Genomic DNA, 22560 nt, shown 5'->3' with positions numbered 1-22560 from the left:
GCCGGAGTGTGTCGTCGGACCGGGCCGCGGCGCGCCTGCCTTCACGTGTCGACCACTCCTCCGTCAGCGGGTGCGGACCCGGCCTCCGGTTCGAGCCTATAGGATGAATCCTTACAAGGATAGTGATAATAAGAGGCATGAGTCGTACCGATGCCGGTGGCACACCGCAGTACGCGCATGAGGGCTCCAGGGGCCCGACGTCCGGTCAGGGAAGGGCCGTCCCGGGGAGCATCGCCGAGGTACTGGACGCCTCGCTCTCAGCCCGCCCGCACGCGACGGCGATCGAGGCGGTCTCCGGCGCCTGGTCGTACGCCGAACTCGACGAGCGGGCCGGACGGGCGGCCGGCGCGCTGTGGTCGCTCGGCGTACGCCCCGGCGACCGCGTCGCCGCCTGTCTCCCCAACGACCTCGACATCGTCGCGGCCTTCCACGGCGCGCAGCGGATCGGAGCCGTCTGGGCGGGCATCGGCGAAGCGCTCGCGGCAGGCGAGCAGCGGGAGTTGTACGAGCTCTGCGAGCCGACGGTCGTCCTGGCCGGACCGCGCTGCCGACTGCACTCGCCCGCCCGTGTCGACCCCGATCGATGGTCCGGGCTCATGGCGAGCACCGAACCGGCTCCCCGGGTCGAGCCGGCTCTCGACGCCCCGGCCGGGATCGCGTTCACCAGCGGTACGTCGGGACACCCCAAGGCGGTCGTGCACAGCCAGCGCAACCTGCTCCTGCCCGGCGCGGCCCTGGTCGCCACCCGCGGCTGGGGCCCCGAGCTGCACAAGGGCGACAGCTTCCCGCTGACGAACCTCAACCTCATGGTGCTCTCGACCCTGCTCACCGCGCAGGCCGGGGGATGCTCCGTGGTCATGGACCGGCGGGACGTCGACGGGGTCGCCGACTGGATCTCCGCGCGGCGCGTCACGGTGTGGAACGGCGCCCCCGCCCAGCTCTACGACCTCGCCGCGCGCCCGCACCTCGATCTCGGCCCGCTCCAGGAGGTGTGGAGCGGGGGCGGCGACACACCGGACGCGTTGCGCCGCGCGTTCGCCGAGGCGCACGGGCTGGTCCCCCGGGTCACCTACGGCCTGACCGAGGCACCGACCGTCGTGTCCATCGACCCACCGGGCGACGAGTGGCGCCCCGGCACGAGCGGGCGGGTACTGCCGCACTACGACGTCGCGGCGTACGACGACGAAGGGCGGCGCCTGCCGGCCGGGGAGCTCGGCGAGTTGCGGCTGAGCGGGGCCACCGTGGGGCCGTGGGCCGACACATGGCGGCCGATGCTCGGGTTCCTGGAGCGCGGCGGCGTGAGGCCGCCGGAGTCCGGCCCGGTCCCCACCGGTGATGTCGGCACCGTCGACGGCGAGGGGTGGCTGACGGTGCTGGACCGCAAGAAGCTCGTCATCATCCGGGGCGGCGCGAACGTCTACCCGTTGGAGGTGGAACGGGTCATCGCGACGCACCCGGACGTCGCCGCGGTCGCCGTGTGCGCGGTGCCGGACGACCGACTCGGACAGCGGGTGGCCGCGGTGGTCCGCAGCGCCGGTCCCCCGCTCGACGTCGAGGCGCTCACCGCGCACTGCCGGCGCGAGCTCTCCCCGTACAAGGTTCCGGAGATCTGGTCCCAGGTCGACGCCCTGCCGCTGAACGCCATGGGCAAGGTGCAACGCACCCGGCTGGCCGAGCACGTGGACCCGCGACGGCGCCCCGGAACAGCCTGAAGTCCCCCCGCGTATCACTGCTAGCCTTGCAATCATGGAACGTACAGGGTCCGAGCACACCAAGATCGGGCAGATGCGCATGGCGGAGCTGGTGGCCGCCGCGCTGCGCGACCGGATCCTCGCGGGCGGCATCGGTGACGGCTCCACGCTCCCCAAACAGGACGAACTGGTCGCGGAGTTCGGCGTCAGCTACCCCTCGGTGCGCGAGGCGCTGCGGATCCTGGAGACCGAGGGCTTCATCACCGTGCGCCGCGGCAACCGCGGCGGCGCCACGGTGCACGCTCCGGACATCGGGACCGCCGGCTATGCCCTCGGTCTGACGCTCCAGGCGATGCAGGTCGGGGTTCCCGACCTCGGCGCCGCCCTCGCCACCCTGGAACCGCTGTGCGCGACCCACTGCGCGCAGCGGGCGGACCGCGAGCGCGTGGTGGTGCCGCGGCTGCGGGAGTTGCTCGCCGTGAGCGAGAACTGCATCGACGACGGCGCGGCGTTCACCCGGGCCTCGCGCGAGTTCCACGACGTCGTCGTCGGGTTCGACCCCAACGCGACGCTGCGCGTCGTCGTGAAGAGCCTCACGTCGCTCTGGTCGGTCCAGGAGGAGGCGTGGGCGGACCTCCAGGTCTCGCGGGGCGACTACCCCTCGCGCGCCGACCGCGCCCTCGCGCAGCGGGCGCACGAACGTCTCGTGACGAGCATCGAGCAGGGCGACGCCGACGAGGCCGCGCGGATCGCGGAGGAGCACCTCACGGCGACCCAGCGCTGGGTGTGCCGCACACTCAAGAACCGGGTCATCGACGCCGCGTCCGCCCGCAGCCGTATGCGGTTCCGCCGCGGCTGATGCCGGGGGCCGTGGAGCCAGGGACCCAGTAAAGTCATCATCCTTGTAAGGATGGAGCGCCCAGCTTAGGATGCCTGCCGGGCCGGTCCGCGATCAGCGCCGCAGCCGCCCTCGACACGCCCTGCCGTCGAAGGGGGACCCGCGTGGCGCCCGACCCCGATGTCGCCGCACGGATGTTCGGCCTCGATGGCCGGGTGGCGGTCGTGACCGGTGCCTCGTCGGGGCTGGGAGCGGCGGTGGCGCACGCACTCGCCTCGCTCGGTGCCCGGGTCGCCGTGGTGGCCCGCCGTCACGACCGGCTGGCCGCGCTCGCCCAGGGGATCGACGGCCTCGCGGTCCCCTGCGACCTGTCCGACCTCGACCGGATCGGCTCCGTGGTGCCCACGGTCGTCGAGCGGCTGGGACCACCGGAGATCCTGGTCAACGCCGCCGGGAACATGTTCACGACCGAGCGCGCCGAGTCCGAACCGCTCGACGCCGTCCGCCGGACGATGGACCTCAACCTGCTGGCCCCGTTGCTGCTCGCGCAGGCCGTCTTCCCCCACATGCGCGCGCTCGGCCGCGGCGCGATCGTCAACGTCTCGTCCATCAGCGGCCGCGTCGGCATTCCCGGCATCCCGCAGGCCTCGTACGCGGCGAGCAAGGCCGGCCTGTCCGGCCTGAGCGCCGAACTCGCGGTGCAGTGGGCGCGGCATTCGATCCGGGTGAACACGGTCGCCCCCGGCTTCTTCCGCAGCGAGATCACCGGCCCGCTCTACGAGAGTGAGCGCGCCGCCGCGTACCTGCGCCGCAACACCCCGCTGCCCAAGGAGGGGACCGCCGACGACATCGTCGGCGCGGTCCTGTGGCTCGTCGGCGACGCCGGAAGCTACGTCACCGGACAGACGGTCGTCGTCGACGGCGGCTGGACCGCCCGCTGACAGCACCTCCTGCCGCGTAAAGGGAAACGGCTACGCTGAGGTCATGCCGTCCACACGTCGCACAGCGCGCCAGACCGACCTGCTCGAACGGCTGGTCGCCCTGCTGGCGGCGGAAGGTTTCGCCTCGTTCACGCTCGACGAGCTGACCGAACGGCTGCGCTGCTCGAAGACGACGTTGTACCAACTGGCGGGAAGCAAGCAGGAGTTGGTCCGCGAGGCCGTGAAGCACTACTTCCGGAGCGCGGCCGAGGCCATCGAGAAGCAGGTGGCGGACACCTCCGCGCCCGCGGAGCGCGTGGTGGTCTACCTGAACGCGGTCGCCCAGCAGTTGAGGCCGCTGTCCCGGCGCTTCCTCGACGACATGGCCGGATTCGAACCGGCCCGCGAGGTGTACGAGGCCAACACCCGCCTGGCCGCGGGCCGGATCAGACAGCTGATCGCGGACGGGGTCGCCGCCGGCGCGTTCCGTGACGTCCACGCGGCCTTCGTGGGCGAGGTCGTCGCCGCCACCATGCAGGAGATCCAGCGCGGCGAGGTGTCCGCGCGCACGGGGCTGACCGACGCGGAGGCGTACGCCGAGTTGGCGTCGCTCATCGTGCACGCGGTCTCGCCCTGACCGCGGGGGTGGCGGCCGGTGAGCCGACACCCCAGTCCCGCAGCACCGACTCGGTGTCCGCGCCCGGCGCACCCGGGGCCGAGGGCCGCCGGTTGGGCGTGCGCGAGAAGCGCGGGGCGGGGGCGGCCTGGAGGATGCCGTCGACCTCGATCAGCGTGCTTCGGGCCACCACGTGCGGATGCGATCCCGCCTCCGCGAACGTCAGCACGGGGGTGACGCACGCGTCCGTGCCCGCGAAGTGCGCGGCCCATTCGTCGCGCGTACGGGAGGCGAACCGCTGCGCGAACCGGGCGCGCAGCGCGGGCCAGCCGCCGCGGTCGCCCTGGGCGGACAGGTGGGCCCCGGCGATGCCCAGTCCCTCCAGCAGCGCCGCGAAGAACTGCGGTTCGAGTGCGGCGACGGCCACGTACTTGCCGTCGCCGCACTCGTAGGTGTCGTAGAAGGGGGCGGCCCCGTCGAGGAGGTTGGCGCTCCGTTCGTCCGACCACTCGCCCATGCCGCGCAGCGCGTACGTCATCTGACCCAGCAGGGCGGTCCCGTCGACCATGGCGGAGTCCACGACCTGCCCGGCCCCGGAGCGTGAGCGCTCCCAGAGCGCGGCCAGGACGCCGATGACCAGGAGCATGGACCCACCCCCGAAATCGCCTACCAGATTGAGCGGCGGGGGCGGCGGATCACCGGCACGGCCCATCGCGTGGAGCAGCCCGGTGAGACCGATGTAGTTCAGGTCGTGCCCGGGATCCTGGGCGAGCGGGCCGTCCTGACCCCAGCCGGTGACGCGTGCGTAGACGAGCCCCGGATTGTCCTTGCCGCAGTCCTCGGGACCGACGCCGAGGCGCTCGGCGACGCCCGGCCGGAGGCCCTCGATCAGCACATCGGCCCGGGCGGCCAGCGCCCGTACCAGCGCACGTCCCTCGGACTCCTTGAGATCGGCGAAGACCGACCGGCGGCCGCGCCGCACGATGTCGGTCGCGTCCTCCGGGCCGAGCCGCAGCGCCCGGCCGGAGGGCCGCTCGACGCGCACCACGTCGGCGCCGAGATCGGCCAGCACCATGGCCGCGTGCGGGGCCGGCCCGAGTCCCGCGAGTTCGAGGACGCGTAGGCCGACGAGGGGACCGGCGGATCCATCGCTGGACTGCATGGCATCACGGTACCAAAAACGATACTGTTGTATCGCTCGCCGTATCATTAATTCCTGAGCGACCGAGGACATCCCATGCCTGCTACCCGCACGCTTCCCGCCCCGGAAGCAGTCGACCTGATCGGCCTGACCCGTGAGCTCGCCGAGAAGGAGCTCGCGCCCCGCGTCGCCGAGGCGGAGGCCGAGGAGAAGTTCCCCCGCGAGGTCTTCCGCACGCTCGGCCGGGCGGGCCTGCTGAGCCTGCCCTACGCCGAGGAGTACGGCGGTGGGGACCAGCCCTACGAGGTCTACCTCCAGGTCCTCGAGGAGATCGCCGCCGTGTGGGCCAGCGTCGGGGTCGGCGTCTCGGTGCACGCGCTGTCCTGCTTCGCCCTCGCCTCCTTCGGCACCGAGAAGCAGCGCAAGGAGTGGCTGCCCGACATGCTCAGCGGCGAGCTGCTCGGCGCCTACTGCCTGTCCGAGGCCCACGCCGGTTCCGACCCCGCCGCGATGCGCACCCGGGCCGTCAGGGACGGCGACGACTACGTCCTGAACGGCGCCAAGGCGTGGACCACGCACGGTGGGCACGCGGACTTCTACACGATCATGGCGCGTACGTCCGACGCGGGCTCGGGCGCGATCTCCTGCTTCCTCGTCCCGGCCGACACCCCCGGCCTGATAGCCGATCCGCCCGAGCACAAGATGGGTCTGACCGGGTCGGCCACCGCGACCATCCGCCTGGAGGACGTGCGCGTCCCGGCGGATCGCCGGATCGGCGAGGAGGGCCAGGGACTCAAGATCGCCTTCGCCGGACTCGACTGCGGACGACTGGGCATCGCGGCCGTGGCCACGGGCCTGGCCCAGGGAGCGTTGGACCACGCGCTGCGCTACTCGCGCGAACGGGAGACCTTCGGCCGCCCGATCATCGAACACCAGGGGCTGGCGTTCGTCCTCGCGGACATGGCCGCGGCGGTCCAGGCCTCCCGGGCCACGACGCTCGCCGCCGCCCGGCTCAAGGACCAGGGGCTTCCGTTCGCCTGCGAGGCGTCGATCGCCAAGCTGATCGCCACGGACAACGCCATGAAGGTCACCACGGACGCCGTCCAGGTCCTCGGAGGCGCCGGCTACACCCGCGACTTCCCGGTCGAGCGCTATATGCGGGAGGCCAAGGTCATGCAGATCTTCGAGGGCACCAACCAGATCCAGCGCCTGATCATCGGTCGCGCGCTGCGGGAGAGCGACCGGGGCACCCTCCGGGTCCAGAACTAGGGCCTGCGGACCCTAGGAGTGCGGGAGCCCGTGAAGACGGGCTCGTAGGGCGCGGGCCATACGGTCCGCGCCCTCCGCTGTCACCCCCTCCGCCTCCGGGCGGTCCAGGAGCCCGAAGATGCCCGGCCCACGGTGCGCGGCGGGCAGATCCGCCATGCGCGGCACGATGTGGAAGTGCACGTGCGCGAAGCCCTCGGACTCGGCGAACTGGACGACGTAGGTCTTGAGGCAACCCGTCACCCCGCGCAGCGCCCTGGAGAGCCCGACCTGCCACACCCCCAGGGCCCCGGCCTCGGCGTCGGTGAGGTCGTGGACGGCCGTGACGTGCCGCCGCGGCAGTAGCACCAGCCAGCCGGGCACCACGGTGTTGAAGCTGTGAGCCACCCGCCAGTACTGGTCGAACGCGATGCGTTCGCGCGCCGGAAGTTCATCGAACCGCGCTTCCTTGCCGCATGCGTAGCAGGGGGGAGTCGTCATGCCCCGGGATCGTAGAACGTCCACCCCGCACCCTCCCTCGTCCAGCACGTTACCACCCATGGTTATTTTACATTCGATGGTAACTATGCCTTAGGATGCAGAACGTTGCGGCCCGGAGGAGCACCCGCGGGCATTCGCAGGACGGAAGGAAGACGGACATGGCGTCACGCCTGTACGCGTTGGGGCGCTGGGCGGTCCGCCGCCGGGGCCGGTTCACGGCGGTCTGGTTGCTGCTGCTCGCCGTGGTCGGCGGCCTCGGGATCACCGTCCACGGCAAGGTGGCCTCGGACTTCACCGTGCCGGGGATCGAGTCCCAGCAGGCCCAGGACCTCCTCGAAGCCAAGTTTCCGGCCGCGGCCGGCGGTGTGATCCGGGTGGTGTACGCCGCCCCGGCGGGCAGCACGCTCACCGCGCCCCAGGCCGAGGCCGCCGTCGAGGCAGGCCTGGCGAAGGCCGCCGGGATATCGGGCGTCGTGCAGGTCACCGATCCGTTCAGGGCGAAGGCCCTCTCGGCGGACCGGCGGACCGGCTACGCCGACGTCCGCTTCCGCCAGGCCGCCGCCGATGTGACGCAGGAGTCGAAGGACGCCCTGTCCCGTGCGATGGCCCGGGCCCGGGACGCCGGCCTGCGGGTGGAGTACGGCGGGTCGGCCATGAAGGCGGCGACCAAGGTCGGCGGACCGGCGGAACTCGCCGGTGTCGTGATCGCCTTCGCCGTCCTGGCCCTCACCCTCGGCTCGCTGCTCGCGGCGGGGCTGCCGCTGGTCACCGCGCTCGTGGGGGTGGCGATCGGCGTGCTGGGCATCAAGTACGCGTCCCGCTTCGTGGAGATGACCGGGACCTCCACCGTGCTCGCCGTCATGATCGGCCTCGCGGTGGGCATCGACTACGCGCTGTTCATCATCGCGCGCCACCGCGAGCAACCCGGCGACCCCGACACGGACGTCGAGGACTCGATCGCGCGCGCCGTCGCCACGGCCGGCAGCGCCGTCGTCTTCGCCGGAGCCACCGTGATCATCGCGCTGGCCGCGCTGTCCGCCACCGGCATCCCGTTCCTGGCCGTCATGGGCCTGTCCGCCGCCGCCACCGTGCTGGTCGCCGTCCTCATCGCCGTCACCCTCGTACCCGCCGTGCTCGCCCTGGCCGGCGAGCGGCTGCGGCCCCGCGACGCAAGGTCCCGGACCAGGCGCCCACGCCCCGGCCGACGCGAGCGCACCCCCGGCGCCTGGGGCCTGGCCTGGGCCCGCGCGGTCACCCGCAGGCCGCTGATCGTCCTGCTGACGGGCGTCGTCGCACTGCTCGCCCTCGCGCTGCCCGCCCGCAATCTGCGCCTGGGGCTGCCCAGTTACGCCTCGGAGCCGACCGCCAGCACCCAGCACAAGAGCTACGACCTGCTGACCGAAGGCTTCGGGCCCGGATTCAACGCCACTCTCACCGCGGTCGCCGACACCAGCCGCGTCCCCGCGGCCGAGCGCGTCGCCACCGTGACCGACCTGCGCACCGCCCTGGCCAAGGACACCGGCGTGGCAGCCGTCTCCCCGCCGGTTCCGAACGCCGATCGCACGGTGTTCGTGATGGCCGTCGTCCCGAAGACCGGGCCCGACGCCCGGGCCACCACCGACCTCGTACACCGGCTGCGGGACAACGCGCCCTCCGTCGCCGAGGCGGGCGGCACCCTCTACATCGCCGGTGTGACGGCCGCCGCCATCGACGTAGCCGGAAAACTGTCCGGTGCCCTGCCGGGGTTCATCGGGATCATCGTGGTCCTCGCCCTGATCCTGCTGACCCTCGCCTTCCGCTCCCTGCTGGTCCCCCTCAAGGCCGCCCTCGGGTTCCTGCTCTCGATCGCCGCGTCCCTGGGAGCGACCGTCTGGGTCTTCCAGTACGGCCATCTCGACGGACCCCTGTCGATCCCGTCGGCCGGACCGGTCACCAGTTTCCTGCCCGTCCTGCTGATCGGCGTCCTGTTCGGACTCGCCATGGACTACGAGGTCTTCCTCGTCAGCCGTATGCGCGAGCACCACGAGAACACCCGGAACCCGGCCGAGGCCATCGTCCATGGCGTGGCCCGCAGCGGACGGGTCGTGAGCGCCGCCGCGCTCATCATGGCCGCGGTCTTCGGCGGCTTCGTCTTCAACGAGGACCCGGTGATCAAGTCCATCGGTTTCGCGCTCGCCTTCGGCGTCCTGATCGACGCCTTCGTGGTCCGCATGACCCTCGTACCCGCCGCCATGGCCCTGCTCGGCCGCCGCGCCTGGAGCCTGCCCCACTGGCTCGACCGCGCTCTGCCCGACGTCGACATCGAGGGCGCCGGCCTGCCCGACCCGCGCACGACCGAGCGCGACGAAAGGCGCCACGAGGTCGCAGCGCACTGACCCCCTGCCCCACAGCCACCACGCGCGGTGGCATCAGCCACACACAAGAAGGAAATCCCCATGCACCTCACTCTTCTGGGGGCCACCGGTCCCACCGGCCGACTCGTGCTCCAGCAGGCCCTGAAGGCCGGTCATCGGGTCACCGCCCTGGTCCGTGACCCCGCCCGGCTCCCCCAACGTGACGACCCCGACGTCACCGTGGTCACCGGCGACGCCACCCGCACCGAGGACCTCGCCCGGGCCATGAGCGGCACTCAGGCGGTGGTGTCCGCGCTGGGCGCGGGCAGCGCCCGCACGTCCGATCTCGCCAGCCGCGCCGCCCAGGCCCTCGTCCCCGCCGCCCGGACCACCGGCGTCCAGCGGATCGTCGTCCTGTCCGCCTTCGGTGTGGGCGACACCCTCCAGCACTACACCGCCGTCCCGAGAACCTTCGTCAAGCTGTTGCTGCAGGGCGTCTTCGGCGACAAGGCCGTCGCCGACGAACTCCTGCGCGGCAGCGGCCTCGACGTGACCCTCGTCTACCCCACCATCCTCACCAAGGGCCTCTACACCGGCACCTACACGGTGATCGAGACCCCTGGGAAGAAGATCGGCGGCCGCATCAGCCGCGCCGATGTCGCCGACTTCATGCTCCGCCAGGTCGACAGCGAGGAGTGGTCACACCGCACCGCCATCCTCACCCACTGAGCCCGCTGAGGCCGCCGAGTCCGCTGAGGCCGCCGAGATCACTGAAGCCACTGAAGCCACCGACTCGACGAACACAGCGGCCCGCAGTCGGTCCGTCAGCCGCCCGCCTCGACCCGGCGGCGCACCGCACCCAGAAGCATCTCCAGGCCGAACTCCATCTCCGCCTCGTGGTCGCACACGGCCAACTCGGCCGCCACGGCGGCGACGGCGGGGAAGCCGCTGTCGACCAGGTCCTGCTCCCTGGAGGCGATGATGCCGGGGATCGCTCCGGCGTACGTGGGGGCCGAGCCCACCTCACGTGCGAGGGTCCCGATCAGGAACGCGATGAAGGCCCGCAGGACACGGACGGCGGCGGGGCCCTCGACGCCGGCGCGGCCCAGCACGCGGAGCGCCGCCTCCACGACCGGCAGGGCGGCGGGCGCGTTCATGCGCCGGGTCAGCACCAGCGGGGCTGATCGCGGATACCGCAGCGCGGCGGCCCGGAACGCCCTTGCCAGCGCGCGCAGTTCGTCCGCCCAGTCCATGGTGCCGGGCTCCGGGATCTCGATCCCCCTCAGGATCACGTCGGCCATGGCGTCCAGGACGTCGGTCTTGTCGTCGACGTGGTTGTAGAGCGACATCGTCCGCACTCCGACGGCCGCCGCGACCTTGTGCAGCGAGAGCTTCTCGATGCCTTCGGCCTCGGCCAGCTCCAGGGCGCGCTGAACGATCTCGTCCCTGGTCAGGGGCCCCCGCCGGGTCATCCTCTGCGCCATCACCCATCCCTTCGCCACACGGTGACACCCTGCGACTTACGCTATCAGTTTTCACGCCGGAGTCCTTGACAGTACTTATGCCGTAAGCCTACGTTTCGAAGGGGCTGGACTTACACCGCAAGTTTTCTCCGCATAACTTGTTGGCCAACAAGCAAGTGCGAGGAATCACCTACATCAAGACGGAGAACCACTGATGACCGACACCATGCGCGCACTGCTCGGCGGCGCCGGACCCGACTGGGAGGTCCGCGAGGTCGACGTCCCGACGCCGGGACCGGGCATGCTCCTCGTCCGAGTTCGCGCCGCCGCCCTCAACCGCGCGGATCTGCACATGCTGAAGGGCGTGTACAGCCCCCGGGCGAAGACGAGCGACCTGTTCACCGCCGGCCTCGAGCTCGCCGGCGAGGTCGCGGCCTTCGGCGACGGCGTGAGGGACTTCGCCGTCGGGGACCGGGTCATGGGCGTGACCCTCGGCGCGTTCGCCCCGTACGCACTCGTCGACCACCGTCATGTGATCCCGGCGCCCGCGTCCCTGTCGTGGACGGACGCGGCAGCCCTGCCGGTCGGGCTCGCGACCGAGCACGACGCCCTGACGCAGGGCGGTTTCACCGCGGGGCAGCGTGTGCTCGTCACCGGAGCCACCTCCTCGGTCGGCCTGCTCGCCGTGCAGCTGGCCAAGGCGCTCGGCGCGTCCCTCGTCGTCGCCACGACCACCTCGGCGAACAAGGCGGCCACCCTCAGGACCGTCGGCGCGGACGTGGTCGTCGACACCAGCGCCGAGAACCTCGCCGACGCCGTCGCCGGTGCGACCGAAGGCGCCGGGGTCGACCTCGTCCTCGACCAGGTCGGCGGCCAGGTCTTCGCCGACACGTTCCTGGCCACGCGCGTCGGCGGCACCATCGTCAACGTGGGCCGGCTGGCGGGGGCCGAGTCCGCCGTCGACCTCGACCAGCTGTCGTTCCGACGGCTCAGGGTGCAGGGGACGACCTTCAGCGTGCGCACCCCCGACGAACTCGCGGACGTCTGCGCCGCCGTCACGTCCGCCGTCCTGCCCGCCGTCGAGGACGGCCGTGTCCGCGCCGTCGTCGACCGGGTCTTCGGCTTCGACGACGCGAGGGCCGCGGCCGACCACATGCGTTCCGACCAGGCAGTCGGCAAGATCGTCCTCGAACTGCCGTAGCCGCCCCGGGTCCCGGCAAGGCCCGGCCATCACCGTAGGAGTTCCCATGAGTCGTCACGCAGTCGCCTCCCGCAGGTCCCAGGAGGATCGACGGGCAGAGGCGGAACTGCGGTTGCTGGAGGCGGCGGCGGAGCTGATCGGCGAGATCGGAACCTCGCGGGTGACGCTGGCCGCCATCGGGGAGCGCGCCGGTTACAGCCGGGGCCTGGTCACCCATCACTTCGGCTCCAAGGGCGCCCTGATTCAGCGGCTCGTGGACATCGTGACCGCGGAGTTCCGCGCGGCGCTCACCGAAGCCGCCCCCTCCACCTCGCCAAGTGACGAACTCCGCGGCCTGATCGGCACGTTCATGGGCCTGGTGGCCGAACGTCCACCGCTGCACCGCGCGTTCCTCGTGCTGTGGTCCGACGCGATGGTCACCTCGCCGGACGCGCGCCCCGCCATGGCCGCCTCCGACCGCATGTTCCGCGGGGAGATCGAGGACCGCCTCCTGCGCGGAGTGGCCGCCGGGGACTTCCCCCGCGACGTGGATCCCAGGGGCCTGGCGACCGTGCTCCTCGGCCTGTTGCGCGGTGTCGCGCTCCAGTACGTGCTCGACGGCGACGCCGTGGACCTCGACGCGAGCCGCCGCGAGATCGAACAACTGCTCAACAACCGCCTCGGCCTCTCCGCAGCAGCCGAGACCGAGGCCGACCCGCCCGTCTAGACAGAAAGAAGCTGTCCCATGAGCCGGATCTTCGGGCAGATCGCCCAGATCGGATACGTCGTCCGTGACCTGCGTGCCTCGATGGAGCACTGGGTCGCTCAAGGGGTCGGCCCCTGGTTCTACATGGACCCGGTACAGCTGGACCACTTCCGCTACCGGGGCGTCGACTCGGACATGAAGATGGCCGCCGCGGTCGCCAACTCGGGCGACCTACAGATCGAACTGATCCAGCCCCTCGACGACGCGCCCTCCCTCTACAAGGACTTCCTGGACTCGGGACGGGAGGGGGCGCAGCACGTCGCCTACTGGAGCAGGGACTACCAGGACTTGTACGACCGCGCCCTGTCCCTCGGCTACACGGTCGCCCAGGAGGGCTCGATCAGCGGCGGGCGCTTCGCCTACCTCGACACCGAGAAGGACTCGGGCACGGTCATCGAGATCTCCGACATCGGCGGAGCCAAGGGCGAGATCTTCACCGCCCTCCGCGACCTCTCGGCCCACTGGGACGGCAGCGACCCGATCCGCCGCTTCGGCTGATCCCGCCCGCGTGGACGCGGCATGGGCTCGCCGGCGACAGAACGGAGGCGTCAGCTCACGATGCCGACGCGCTGCTCCGGGCCGAGTCGCCGCCGCCGTACCGAACCGACCGCTGTCTCGTACACAGTGCTCCCCGAGGAGGAGAGTTGAAGCTCGCCTGGAAAGACTCCGACGTCGTCGAGATGCCGTCCGTCGGCACCCCCATCACCGCCTTCGACGGCCTGGCGGAGGTCCCCGGCGGATACGGCGCCAAACTGGCGTGGGCCCGCACCCGCGCCCAGGCGTTCCGCGCCGAGTTCGCCTCGACCGGCACCTCCGACACCGTCACCACCTGCGATCTGGTCACCCTTCCCTACCCGACGAGGTTCGGACTGTTCCGGGCGAGCAGGGCCATCGCTCCCTTCCTCTCCATCACCAATCGGATGCTCGTCGTCCGGTGGCGGGAGGAGGACGGGCGCCGGCGCGTGCTGCTGTTCGAGCCGAGCGATGTCGAACTCGGCCAGAACACCCCGTACTTCGCCGCGCTGATCCGCCGCACCCCCGCCCCGCTCCGGTCGCTGCTGACCACCGAGCACGGCACGGTGCTCGAACATCTGGCCAGGCTGGGCATCGCACCCGCCGACGTCGACTACCTGATGTTCGACCATCTGCACACCCAGGACCTGCGCCGCTGGATCGGCACCACCGGCCCGCAGGCCGACCTCGGCGGCGCCGTCGAGCCGGTCTTCCCCCACGCCAAGGTCATCGTGCAGCGCCACGAACTGCTCGCCATGACCCAGCTGCACCCGCTGCAGCAACCCTGGTACCAGCCCGAGACCTATCGAGACGTGCGGCCCGACGCCTTCCTCGCCGTGGACGGCTCTCTGGTCCTCGGACCGGGTGTCGCCGTGGTCGAGACGCCGGGGCACGTCTTCGGCAACCAGACCCTGGTGCTCAACACCTCCACGGGCATCTGGGCCAGCAGCGAGAACGCGATCGCCACCGAGTGCCTGACACCGGAGCACTCGCGGATGCCGGGTGTCGCGCGCTGGGCGCGCACCTGGCAGCAGGAGGTGGTCCTCAACGCCAACACCATCGAGACCACCGCCGACCAGTACAACTCACTGATCATCGAGAAGACCCTGGTCGACCGCGCCCAGTCCGACCCCCGATTCCTTCAGTTCTTCCCCTCCAGCGAGCTGACCGCCTCCTGGGCCAACCCCGGCACCACGCCGACCTTCACCCACAAGGCCATCCGCCACACGGCGTGACCGACCCGCAGACCGGAGCATCCATGATCACCGAAGACGTCCGCAAGGCCCGGCAGAAGCTGGTCCTGGACCACTTCCGCGACGAGGTCCGCCAGGACTGGGACGACGTCCTGTCGACGTTCCCGCATCCGCACTACGAGCTGATCCCGACCATGACCGTCCACGACGGCCAGGGCGAGGTGCGCGGCTACTACCACGACAGCCGGGTCGCCTTCCCCGACCAGGACCACGAGATCATCGCCCTCCGGCACAGCGACGACGCCGTGATCGCCGAGTTCTGGCTGCTGGGCACCCATCTCGGCCCGCTCGGCGCCATCCCGCCCACCGGCAACCGCTTCCGGGTACGGATGACGGCGTACTTCATCTTCGACGCCGAGGAGAACCTGGTCTGCGAGCGCATCTACTTCGACACCCTGACACTCCTCAAGCAGCTGATCGGCGGCCTCGACCTGAGGAATCCGAGGGACTGGGTACTGGCCGCCCGTTGTGTCAGGGGACTTCTCAAGACGTCCGGCGACAAGCCCCACCCCGCACTCACCCGCACCGCTCCCCCCGCCTTCGCCGGCTGAGTCACCGAGGACACGTCCGCCATGAAAGTTCACCACCTCAACTGCGGCACCATGCTCATGCCCACGGCGCCCATGGTGTGCCATGTCCTGCTCGTCGAGACGGCGGGCGGCCTGGTTCTGGTCGACTCCGGCTACGGCCTGGCGGACATCGCCGATCCCGGGCGACGGGTGGGCCCGGCCCGCCACTTCGTCAGGCCGGTCCTCCGCGCGGACGAGACCGCCGTCCGCCAGGTCGAGAAGCTCGGCTTCGACCGCACGGACGTCCGCCACATCGTCCTCACCCACTTCGACGCCGACCACATCGGCGGTCTCTCCGACTTCCCGCACGCCCAGGTCCACGTCACGGCCGCCGAGGCGCTCGGGGCGGTCCACGCCCCGTCCCGGCGGGAGAGGATCCGCTACCAGGCGGCCCAGTGGGCGCACGGACCGAAGCTCGTCGAACACAGCCCGGACGGGGAGAAGTGGCGCGGTTTCGCCGCGGCGCGGGAACTCGACGCCATCGCGCCCGGAATCGTCCTGGTCTCGCTGCCGGGTCACACCCGGGGACACGCCTGTGTCGCCGTCGACACCGGCACCCGCTGGCTGCTGCACAGCGGTGACGCCTTCTACCACCACGGAACGCTGGACGGGCGCACCCGGGTGCCCGCCGCCCTGCGCGCCATGGAGAGCATCATCGGGTTCGACCTGAAGAAGGTGCGCGACAACCACGCCCGGCTCGCCGAGCTGCACCGGCGCGCGGAGCCCGATCTGGCGATCGTCAACGCCCACGACCCGACCCTGTTCGAGAGGATGCGCGTCGGCTCGTAGCGGCTGCCGGGCAGACTTCACGGTACAGATCACGGCACAGGTCACGTCCAGAGAGGAAGCCGTCATGGCTGTCATGCGCGCAGTGCGTCTGCACTTCCCGACCCACGAGCTGCGGGTCGAGGAGGTCGACCGGCCCACCCCCGGTGCGGGAGAGGTCCTCGTCAAGGTGGAAGCGGCCGGGGTATGTCTGTCCGACGTCCACCTGATCTCCGGGGAACTCGGCGGCACACCCGCGCAGTTACGGGGCGACACGGTGACCCTGGGCCACGAGGTGGCCGGCACCGTCGCCGAGCCGGGTCCGGACGCGGACGGCTGGGCGGTCGGCGACCGGGTCGTCCTCCAGGCCGGCGAGTACCGCGACGGGCGGGGCTGGACCCGCGGCGTCGACTACGACGGAGGCTGGGCCGAGTTCGCGCTCGCCCGGATCGACACCCTGGTCCCGCTGCCGGAGTCGATCCCCTTCGAGCAGGGAGCGGTCATCCCCGACGCGGTCTCCACCCCGTGGGGCGCCATCACCGACACCGCCGGTGTCCGCCCCGGTCAGGCGGTCGGGGTGTGGGGCATCGGAGGTCTGGGCGCACACGGGGTACAACTGCTGCGCATGGTGGGCGCCTGCCCCGTCATCGCCGTCGACCCCTCCCCCGCCGCCCGCGACCGCGCCCTGGCCTTCGGCGCGGACCTCGCCCTCGATCCGGCCGACCCCGCTCTGGCGGACAAGGTCGCCGCCGCCACCCGCGGGGCCGGCATCGAGACCGCCTTCGACTTCGCCGGCGTCACCCCGGTGCGCGAGCAGGCCCTGTCCGTGCTGGCCGACGGCGGCAAGCTGGTCCTCGTCGGGCTGAGCGGAAAGCCGGTCACCATCGCGGACAGCACCACCTTCAGTACCCGCGAGCTACGGCTCCTGGGCCACTACGGCTCCGGCGCGAACGCGGTGGCGCAGCTCATCCACCTCACCGAGAACGGGCGGCTGGACTTCTCCCGCTCCATCTCGGACGTCCTGCCCCTGGAGCAGGCGGCCGAAGCCGTCGAACGGCTGGAGCACAAGAAGGGCGATCCGATCCGCCTGGTGCTGCGCCCCTGAGCGGTACCGCGTCACCGTCCGCCGGCCCCCGCGTTCGCCCGCGCAAAAAAATCACCGCGGGGGCTGCGCGGCGGGCGTGAGGGTGTCGAGCCCGGCGCGCAGGAAGGTCATCGCCGCCTCGATGTCGGCTGCCTCACGACGGTGGACCACTTCCCCGACGACCGCTGCCGCGGCGGCGGCCGCGATGCGCGGGCCGAAGTCGCCCGGGGCGCTGCCCTGCTCCTCGGCGAGGATGCGCGTGGCATCCTGGACGACCTCGGCAAGACGGGCGCCCGCCACCGCCCTGAGCTGCGGATTGAGCTCGAGCATGCGGTGAGTGAGGTCGTCCAGGTCGCCTCGGTGGGCGACCTCCTCGCGCAGCCAGTGTTCCAGCGCGTCGAGGGCCCCCCATCCCTGCTGTCGCTCGCGCATCGCGGTGGCGAGCCGGTCCGCGAAGGCCTCGGGGCGCGACAGCGCGAGCTCCAGCTTGGAGGGGAAGTAGAGCGTGACGGTCCGCGGCGAGACCTCGGCGGCCGCGGCGATGTCGGCGATCGTCGTCGCGTCGAAGCCTCGCTCGGCGAAGAGTTCGTACGCCGCCCGGACGATCGCTTCCCTGCGCCGGGCCTTGCTCCGCTCCCGCAGACCATCGCTCATCATGCCCGCACTTTACCATCCTCGGCTAATTTACACTGGACTGCAAAAATTCCACTTCTCAGAAGTTGATCATGTGTCCGGCCAGGCCGTGCACGGCTTCCTTCACCGCTTCACCCAGGGTCGGGTGGGCGTGGACATTGCGGGCGACCTCGTGCACGGTCAGGTCCCACTGCTGCGCCAGCGTCAGCTCCGGCAGCAGCTCCGTCACGTCCGGACCGATCAGATGGCCACCGAGGAGCTCGCCGTACCTGGCGTCGCTGATCAGCTTCACGAAGCCGACCGTGTCACCCAGGCCGTGCGACTTGCCGTTGGCCGTGAAGGGGAACTTGGCGACCTTGACGTCGTAGCCCCGCTCCTTCGCCTGTTCCTCGGTGTAGCCGAAACTGGCGATCTGCGGCTGGCAGTACGTGGCACGCGGGATCATCACATAGTCCAGCTCCATGGTCTCCGCGTCCGCGATCGTCTCGGCCGCGATGATCCCCATGGACTCGGCGTTGTGCGCGAGCATCAGCTTCGCGGTCACATCCCCGATGGCGTAGATGTGCGGTACGGACGTACGGCAGCGGCCGTCGACGTCGATCGCACCGCGCTCGGTGACCCGTACGCCCGTGGCCTCCAGGCCGTACCCGGTGACGTTCGGCGCGAAGCCGATCGCCTGGAGGACCTTGTCGGCCTCCAGCACCTTCTGCGCACCGTCCTTGCCGGTGACCGTCACCCGCACCTGCGGGCCCGACTCGTCGATCGACTCGACACGCGTCGAGGTGAGTACGTCGATGCCCAGCTTCCGGTACTGCCTGGCGAGTTCGGCGGAGACGTCCGCGTCCTCCAGCGGCGCGACCCGGTCCAGGAACTCCACGACCGTGACCTTCACACCGTAGTTGTGCAGGACGTACGCGAACTCGATGCCGATGGCCCCGGCGCCCGCGATCACGATGGAGCGCGGCAGCTCCTCCGCGAGGATCTGCTCCTCGAAGGTGACGACACGGTCGCTGCGCCGGGTGCCCGGCAGCAACTTGGGGGTGGCACCGGTCGCGATGATGCAGTCGTCGAAACCGACCGTCTTCGTGGTGCCGTCGGCGAGGGCGACCCGGAGCGTGTGGGCGTCGAGGAAGGTGCCACGGCCGTCGATCTCGGTGATCGCGTTCTTCTTCATCAGGAAGTGGACACCCTTGACCCGGCCCTCCGCGACCCGGCGGCTGCGCCGGAACGCCTCGCCGTAGTCGAAGGAGACCTCACCCTCGACCTTGATGCCGAAGGTCTTCGCCTCCCGCGTGAAGATGTGCGCCAGCTCGGCATTCCGCAGCAGCGCCTTCGTGGGGATGCAGCCCACGTTCAGACAGACACCACCCCAGTACCGCTCCTCGACGACCGCGACCCGCTTGCCCAGTTGCGCGGCACGGATGGCGGCCACATAGCCGCCAGGTCCCGCGCCGAGTACGACCACGTCGAAGCGCTCGTCCATGAGTGGATCCTTCCGGTGAAGCCCGGCTCAGCGCCGGTCCAACATCCTCTGCACCATCTGACCCTGTGACCTTATGTCGTCAGTGCCGCTACGACACTTTTCGTGTCTGTGATCACATGCGCGTAGGTCGGACCGTTCAATTCGTGGGCGACCCTCATGAGTTCGCGCGAGTACGCCGCGGTGGCGTCCGTCACCAGCGACACATGGAATCCGAGTTCCATCGCGTACTTGGCCGTGGTCTCGATGCAGGTGTTCGCGAGCAGTCCGATGACGATCACGTGATCCACGCCACGCTGACGCAGGCGCATCTCCAGGTCGGTGTTGGCGAATCCGCTCTGGGCCCAGTGCTGTACGACCACCGTGTCCGAGGGCTCGGGCCGCAGGGGCGGGTACCAGTCCCCGCCGAACGCGTCCTGGGCGAAGAGCTGATGCTTGTCCACGGAGCGTTGTGACGGGTTCGGGTGGGAAAAGGATTCGTACAGCCCCGGTGTCCAGCGGTGATGCGGAACATAGAACACCGGCACGCCGACCTCACGAGCGGTGGACACCAGTTCGGACAGATGGGCCCGCAGGTCGACTTCCCGCGCGACCTCCGCGATGCGCGGCCAGAGCTTGCCCTCGTCGGCGAGGAAGTCGTTCAGCGGATCGACCAGCAGAACCCCCGTCCGGCGCCGGTCGTAGTCGTACACCGCCATAGCTGCCTGCTTTCCGTACGTCGCGCTCCTGTGCGGGGCCGCTCAGACGGGGAACAACAGACAGCTGCTGGTGGTGTGCGCCAGCAGCCGGTTCCCGGAATCGAAGAGCTCGGCCTGCGCGAGGGCGGTACGACGTCCGCTGTTGAGGACGGTGCCCACGGCACGGACCTTGCCGGTGTCCACGGTGACCGGGCGCAGGAACTTCACATTCAGGTCGAGTGAGGTATACCCCATCCCCTGCGGCAGGACCGACTGCACCGCGCAGCCCGCCGCCGAATCGAGCAGGGTGGCGTACACACCGCCGTGGACGCTTCCGATCGGGTTGTAGTGCTCCTCGCCCGGGACGAGGGCGAAGACGACCCGGCCGTGCTCGACCTCTTCGAACGTCATCCCGAGGGTCGCCGCGATCGGCGCGGCGGGGAGCCGTCCGGCCTGCACCTCGCGGAGGAAGTCGAGACCGCTGTACTGCCCGACGGCGGCGGCGGAGACGGCGGGGTCCTCCCAGTCGTACGTGCGTGACCTGCCCATGTCGCTCCCTCGATGATCTGAATGTGGAATTCGAAGCTAGCCAGGACGAGGTCTGGATGTCAACGTCGAAGCCAGCCTACGATGGGGTGCATGACGTGGCTGGAGACAAGCACCGAGAACTGCACGGTCCAGCGGACTCTCGACCTGGTGGGCGAGAAGTGGTCGCTGCTGGTCGTGCGGGACGCCATGAACGGCGTACGGCGCTTCGACGACTTCCGCCGGCACGTGGGGTTGTCCGAGAGCGTGCTCGCGGACCGGCTGCGCAAGCTCGTCGCTGCCGGAATCCTGGACACCGTCCCCTACAACGAGCCCGGCAGCCGCACCCGCCACGAGTACCGGCTCACCCGCAAGGGCTGGGAGCTGTGGCCGGCGATAATGGCCCTCAAGCAGTGGGGAGACCGCCATGCGGCGGATCCGGAGGGCCCGCCCCTGGAGGTCACGCACGCCGACTGCGGCGCGCCGGTCGAGACCGTGGTCGTCTGCTCCGCGGGACACGGCGCCCTCGTCCCCCCGGAGGCACGCACCCGCCCCGGCCCGTCGGCGAAGCCGTTGGACCTCAGCGCTCGTTAGACCGGGGGGCAGCACGCGCGTGCGGGATCGACCCCGGCGCCCGAGTCCGTACCGGTCCCGACGGCGACCGCCACACCGAGACGGTCGAGCGGGCCGGTGGTGTCCTGGGCCGGGTGGCCGAGGCCGTACGGGGGTGACGAAGGAGTACTGGCCGACGCAGCCGTCGGCCGCCGCCGTGTGTCCGGTGGCACGGGGCGGTGTCGTGTCCAACGGGAGCGAGGCGGTCGTCGCTCAGGCCGACGTCTGGGCTTTCGCGTGGCGTGCGACGGAGGTGAAGCGCAGGTTGTCGTCCTCGACGGGGCCGCCGCGCAGCAGTTTGACGTCGGAGTGGTAGTTCATCGACATGAGCCAGGGATAGGCGAGTCCTTGACGCGGCATCACGTGGAGGGACCGCTTGACGTATCCGGCGCCGAAGTCGAGCAGCGGGCGGGTCGGCATGGCCGGGTCGGGAAGCTCGGGGCAACAGATGTCCGTGCCGGCGGCGTCCATGTGTCCGAGCAGCCGGGTGAAGTGCTCGCACAGCAGACCCACCTTGAGCGTCCACGAGGAGTTCGTGTAGCCGATCGCGAAGGCGAAGTTCGGTACGCCGCTCAGCATCATGCCCTTGAAGGCCACCTTGTCGGCGAAGTCGACGGGTTCGCCGTCCACCGAGAGTGCCATCCCGCCGAACAGCTGCACGTTCAACCCGGTGGCGGTGACGATGATGTCGGCGTCGAGCTCACGACCGGACTCGAGCCGGATGCCGGTCTCGGTGAACATCGCGATCCGGTCGGTGACGACCGAGGCCGTTCCCTTCTTGAGCGCCTTGAACAGGTCCGCGTCGGGGACCGTGCACAGCCGCTGGTCCCAGGGGTCGTAGGACGGGTTGAAGTGCTCGTCCACGGGATATCCGTCCGGCAGCTGCCTGATGTTCACGGCGCGGATGAGACGTCGCACGGCCCGTGGATGGCGTTGCGAGGTCCGCCAGACGAAGCGCTGCATGGCGATGTTCTTGCGCCGGGTGATCCGGTAGGCGAGGCCCGCGGGCAACACCTTGCGCAGCGTGTTCGCGATCACGTCCTCCGAGGCGACCGGAAGGATGTAGGTGGGCGAACGCTGGAGCATGGTGACATGACCGGCCGTGTCCGCCAGCGCCGGGATCAGCGTGACGGCCGTCGCACCGCTGCCGATCACCACGACCTTCTTGCCCGCGCAGTCCAGGTCCTCCGGCCAGTGCTGCGGGTGCACGATCTGTCCGGCGAACCGCTCCCGGCCCTCGAACCGGGGGGTGAAACCTTCGTCGTAGCGGTAGTAACCACCGGCGCAGAACAGCCAGTTCGCGGTCATGGACACCGTCTCACCGGTGTCGGCGCGCTCGATCTCCACCGTCCAGCGGGCCTCGGCGGTGGACCAGGCCGCGCCGCGCACCCTCTGGTGGTAACGGATGTGCTGTTCGATGCCGCTCTCCCCCGCGGTCTCCCGCAGGTAGTCGAGGATCAGATCGGCGGTGGCGATCGACTTGTCGTTGCGCCACGGTTTGAAGGCGTAGCCGAAAGTGTGCAGGTCGGAGTCCGACCGGATGCCCGGATAGCGGAACAGCGCCCACGTGCCGCCGGAGACACCACGGGCCTCCAGGATCGCGTAACTGCTGCCCGGCCGCTCGGTCTGCAGGTAGTGGGCAGCGCCGATGCCGGAAATGCCGGCGCCGATGATCAGCACGTCGATGTGCTCGCTCTGACGGGTCATGTGCGGGGACTCCGTTGATGAGGCGTTCGCTGGGTGGTGCCTTGATGA

General features: G+C 70.6%; 23 protein-coding genes. 15 read left to right on the top strand and 8 right to left on the bottom strand.

What is annotated here, in order from left to right:
• Positions 1-137 precede the first annotated feature (137 nt).
• The 4 genes from ACZ7M3_RS03255 (at position 138) to ACZ7M3_RS03240 (ending at position 4086) form a co-directional block, all read left to right on the top strand.
• The gene (locus tag ACZ7M3_RS03255) at positions 138-1712 is read left to right on the top strand and encodes a class I adenylate-forming enzyme family protein (protein WP_472060274.1); all 1575 of its coding nucleotides are present in this window, start codon (positions 138-140) and stop codon (positions 1710-1712) included.
• A gap of 34 nt (positions 1713-1746) precedes the next feature.
• Positions 1747-2550 carry a FadR/GntR family transcriptional regulator gene (locus ACZ7M3_RS03250; protein ID WP_472060272.1) on the top strand — a complete coding sequence of 268 codons (804 nt, stop codon included), beginning with the start codon at positions 1747-1749 and terminating at the stop codon, positions 2548-2550.
• A 143-nt stretch (positions 2551-2693) separates the two neighbouring features.
• On the top strand, positions 2694-3470 hold the full coding sequence (locus ACZ7M3_RS03245) for an SDR family NAD(P)-dependent oxidoreductase (protein WP_472060270.1): 777 nt from the start codon (positions 2694-2696) through the stop codon (positions 3468-3470).
• A gap of 43 nt (positions 3471-3513) precedes the next feature.
• Positions 3514-4086 carry a TetR/AcrR family transcriptional regulator gene (locus ACZ7M3_RS03240; protein WP_054232974.1) on the top strand — a complete coding sequence of 191 codons (573 nt, stop codon included), beginning with the start codon at positions 3514-3516 and terminating at the stop codon, positions 4084-4086.
• On the opposite strand, the gene ACZ7M3_RS03235 is transcribed toward ACZ7M3_RS03240, so the two are convergent.
• The gene (locus ACZ7M3_RS03235; RefSeq protein ID WP_472060268.1) at positions 4061-5227 is read right to left on the bottom strand and encodes a CaiB/BaiF CoA transferase family protein; all 1167 of its coding nucleotides are present in this window, start codon (positions 5225-5227) and stop codon (positions 4061-4063) included. The genes ACZ7M3_RS03240 and ACZ7M3_RS03235 overlap by 26 nt on opposite strands.
• Positions 5228-5281: 54 nt before the next feature.
• On the opposite strand from ACZ7M3_RS03235, the gene ACZ7M3_RS03230 reads away from it, so the two are divergent.
• Positions 5282-6475, top strand: coding sequence for an acyl-CoA dehydrogenase family protein (locus ACZ7M3_RS03230; RefSeq protein ID WP_472061013.1), 1194 nt, complete (start codon positions 5282-5284; stop codon positions 6473-6475).
• Positions 6476-6487: 12 nt separating this feature from the next.
• Here ACZ7M3_RS03230 and ACZ7M3_RS03225 read toward each other — a convergent pair whose 3' ends face one another.
• Positions 6488-6952 carry an HIT family protein gene (locus tag ACZ7M3_RS03225; protein WP_472060266.1) on the bottom strand — a complete coding sequence of 155 codons (465 nt, stop codon included), beginning with the start codon at positions 6950-6952 and terminating at the stop codon, positions 6488-6490.
• A 158-nt stretch (positions 6953-7110) separates the two neighbouring features.
• Here ACZ7M3_RS03225 and ACZ7M3_RS03220 point away from each other — a divergent pair, with 158 nt between their 5' ends.
• Both ACZ7M3_RS03220 and ACZ7M3_RS03215 read left to right on the top strand, forming a co-directional pair.
• Complete coding sequence (locus tag ACZ7M3_RS03220; RefSeq protein ID WP_472060264.1) at positions 7111-9327, top strand: MMPL family transporter; 2217 nt, start codon at positions 7111-7113, stop codon at positions 9325-9327.
• Between the two features lie 60 nt (positions 9328-9387).
• A complete protein-coding gene (locus ACZ7M3_RS03215) occupies positions 9388-10014 on the top strand; it encodes an NAD(P)-dependent oxidoreductase (protein ID WP_472060262.1) in 627 nt (208 codons plus the stop codon).
• Between the two features lie 95 nt (positions 10015-10109).
• Here the strand turns inward: ACZ7M3_RS03215 and ACZ7M3_RS03210 are convergent, their stop codons facing one another.
• A complete protein-coding gene (locus ACZ7M3_RS03210; protein ID WP_472060260.1) occupies positions 10110-10769 on the bottom strand; it encodes a TetR/AcrR family transcriptional regulator in 660 nt (219 codons plus the stop codon).
• 193 nt (positions 10770-10962) lie between these two features.
• Between ACZ7M3_RS03210 and ACZ7M3_RS03205 the strand changes: the two genes are divergently transcribed.
• The 7 genes from ACZ7M3_RS03205 to ACZ7M3_RS03175 all read left to right on the top strand — a co-directional run bounded on the left by ACZ7M3_RS03205 (position 10963) and on the right by ACZ7M3_RS03175 (position 16899).
• Positions 10963-11949 (top strand): zinc-binding dehydrogenase, encoded by a 987-nt coding sequence (locus ACZ7M3_RS03205; protein ID WP_472060258.1) that lies wholly within the window; start codon positions 10963-10965, stop codon positions 11947-11949.
• A gap of 46 nt (positions 11950-11995) precedes the next feature.
• A complete protein-coding gene (locus ACZ7M3_RS03200) occupies positions 11996-12655 on the top strand; it encodes a TetR/AcrR family transcriptional regulator (RefSeq protein ID WP_472060256.1) in 660 nt (219 codons plus the stop codon).
• 18 nt (positions 12656-12673) lie between these two features.
• On the top strand, positions 12674-13192 hold the full coding sequence (locus tag ACZ7M3_RS03195; protein WP_388222271.1) for a VOC family protein: 519 nt from the start codon (positions 12674-12676) through the stop codon (positions 13190-13192).
• Between the two features lie 146 nt (positions 13193-13338).
• Complete coding sequence (locus ACZ7M3_RS03190) at positions 13339-14442, top strand: MBL fold metallo-hydrolase (protein WP_472060254.1); 1104 nt, start codon at positions 13339-13341, stop codon at positions 14440-14442.
• Between the two features lie 23 nt (positions 14443-14465).
• The gene (locus ACZ7M3_RS03185; protein ID WP_472060252.1) at positions 14466-15011 is read left to right on the top strand and encodes an ester cyclase; all 546 of its coding nucleotides are present in this window, start codon (positions 14466-14468) and stop codon (positions 15009-15011) included.
• 21 nt (positions 15012-15032) lie between these two features.
• Positions 15033-15818 (top strand): MBL fold metallo-hydrolase, encoded by a 786-nt coding sequence (locus tag ACZ7M3_RS03180; RefSeq protein WP_472060250.1) that lies wholly within the window; start codon positions 15033-15035, stop codon positions 15816-15818.
• A gap of 64 nt (positions 15819-15882) precedes the next feature.
• Entirely contained in the window at positions 15883-16899 is a 1017-nt protein-coding gene (locus ACZ7M3_RS03175) for a zinc-binding dehydrogenase (protein WP_472060248.1), read from the top strand.
• A 51-nt stretch (positions 16900-16950) separates the two neighbouring features.
• On the opposite strand, the gene ACZ7M3_RS03170 is transcribed toward ACZ7M3_RS03175, so the two are convergent.
• From ACZ7M3_RS03170 to ACZ7M3_RS03155, 4 genes are all read right to left on the bottom strand, one after another.
• Entirely contained in the window at positions 16951-17535 is a 585-nt protein-coding gene (locus tag ACZ7M3_RS03170; RefSeq protein WP_472060246.1) for a TetR/AcrR family transcriptional regulator, read from the bottom strand.
• Positions 17536-17590: 55 nt separating this feature from the next.
• Complete coding sequence (lpdA, locus tag ACZ7M3_RS03165; RefSeq protein ID WP_472060244.1) at positions 17591-18994, bottom strand: dihydrolipoyl dehydrogenase; 1404 nt, start codon at positions 18992-18994, stop codon at positions 17591-17593.
• A gap of 71 nt (positions 18995-19065) precedes the next feature.
• Positions 19066-19689: a cysteine hydrolase family protein gene (locus ACZ7M3_RS03160; protein WP_472060242.1), complete on the bottom strand. Its 624-nt coding sequence runs from the start codon at positions 19687-19689 to the stop codon at positions 19066-19068.
• Positions 19690-19731: 42 nt separating this feature from the next.
• Positions 19732-20217: a PaaI family thioesterase gene (locus ACZ7M3_RS03155; protein ID WP_067377836.1), complete on the bottom strand. Its 486-nt coding sequence runs from the start codon at positions 20215-20217 to the stop codon at positions 19732-19734.
• Between the two features lie 90 nt (positions 20218-20307).
• Between ACZ7M3_RS03155 and ACZ7M3_RS03150 the strand changes: the two genes are divergently transcribed.
• The gene (locus ACZ7M3_RS03150) at positions 20308-20787 is read left to right on the top strand and encodes a winged helix-turn-helix transcriptional regulator (protein WP_472060240.1); all 480 of its coding nucleotides are present in this window, start codon (positions 20308-20310) and stop codon (positions 20785-20787) included.
• 231 nt (positions 20788-21018) lie between these two features.
• Here the strand turns inward: ACZ7M3_RS03150 and ACZ7M3_RS03145 are convergent, their stop codons facing one another.
• On the bottom strand, positions 21019-22512 hold the full coding sequence (locus ACZ7M3_RS03145; RefSeq protein ID WP_472060238.1) for a flavin-containing monooxygenase: 1494 nt from the start codon (positions 22510-22512) through the stop codon (positions 21019-21021).
• Between the last annotated feature and the right edge of the window lie 48 nt (positions 22513-22560).

This window comes from Streptomyces sp. NPDC111656 (assembly GCF_055656965.1).
The sequence above is the reverse complement of the archived record's forward strand: the minus strand, read 5'-3'. Positions and strand labels throughout refer to the sequence as shown.

Coding starts and splice junctions, on each gene's coding strand:
- ACZ7M3_RS03255 (WP_472060274.1), top strand. CDS start 138: ATGAGTCGTACCGATGCCGGTGGCACACCGCAGTACGCGCATGAGGGC.
- ACZ7M3_RS03250 (WP_472060272.1), top strand. CDS start 1,747: ATGGAACGTACAGGGTCCGAGCACACCAAGATCGGGCAGATGCGCATG.
- ACZ7M3_RS03240 (WP_054232974.1), top strand. CDS start 3,514: ATGCCGTCCACACGTCGCACAGCGCGCCAGACCGACCTGCTCGAACGG.
- ACZ7M3_RS03235 (WP_472060268.1), bottom strand. CDS start 5,227: ATGCAGTCCAGCGATGGATCCGCCGGTCCCCTCGTCGGCCTACGCGTC.
- ACZ7M3_RS03225 (WP_472060266.1), bottom strand. CDS start 6,952: ATGACGACTCCCCCCTGCTACGCATGCGGCAAGGAAGCGCGGTTCGAT.
- ACZ7M3_RS03220 (WP_472060264.1), top strand. CDS start 7,111: ATGGCGTCACGCCTGTACGCGTTGGGGCGCTGGGCGGTCCGCCGCCGG.
- ACZ7M3_RS03215 (WP_472060262.1), top strand. CDS start 9,388: ATGCACCTCACTCTTCTGGGGGCCACCGGTCCCACCGGCCGACTCGTG.
- ACZ7M3_RS03210 (WP_472060260.1), bottom strand. CDS start 10,769: ATGGCGCAGAGGATGACCCGGCGGGGGCCCCTGACCAGGGACGAGATC.
- ACZ7M3_RS03205 (WP_472060258.1), top strand. CDS start 10,963: ATGACCGACACCATGCGCGCACTGCTCGGCGGCGCCGGACCCGACTGG.
- ACZ7M3_RS03200 (WP_472060256.1), top strand. CDS start 11,996: ATGAGTCGTCACGCAGTCGCCTCCCGCAGGTCCCAGGAGGATCGACGG.
- ACZ7M3_RS03195 (WP_388222271.1), top strand. CDS start 12,674: ATGAGCCGGATCTTCGGGCAGATCGCCCAGATCGGATACGTCGTCCGT.
- ACZ7M3_RS03185 (WP_472060252.1), top strand. CDS start 14,466: ATGATCACCGAAGACGTCCGCAAGGCCCGGCAGAAGCTGGTCCTGGAC.
- ACZ7M3_RS03180 (WP_472060250.1), top strand. CDS start 15,033: ATGAAAGTTCACCACCTCAACTGCGGCACCATGCTCATGCCCACGGCG.
- ACZ7M3_RS03175 (WP_472060248.1), top strand. CDS start 15,883: ATGGCTGTCATGCGCGCAGTGCGTCTGCACTTCCCGACCCACGAGCTG.
- ACZ7M3_RS03170 (WP_472060246.1), bottom strand. CDS start 17,535: ATGATGAGCGATGGTCTGCGGGAGCGGAGCAAGGCCCGGCGCAGGGAA.
- lpdA (WP_472060244.1), bottom strand. CDS start 18,994: ATGGACGAGCGCTTCGACGTGGTCGTACTCGGCGCGGGACCTGGCGGC.
- ACZ7M3_RS03160 (WP_472060242.1), bottom strand. CDS start 19,689: ATGGCGGTGTACGACTACGACCGGCGCCGGACGGGGGTTCTGCTGGTC.
- ACZ7M3_RS03155 (WP_067377836.1), bottom strand. CDS start 20,217: ATGGGCAGGTCACGCACGTACGACTGGGAGGACCCCGCCGTCTCCGCC.
- ACZ7M3_RS03150 (WP_472060240.1), top strand. CDS start 20,308: ATGACGTGGCTGGAGACAAGCACCGAGAACTGCACGGTCCAGCGGACT.
- ACZ7M3_RS03145 (WP_472060238.1), bottom strand. CDS start 22,512: ATGACCCGTCAGAGCGAGCACATCGACGTGCTGATCATCGGCGCCGGC.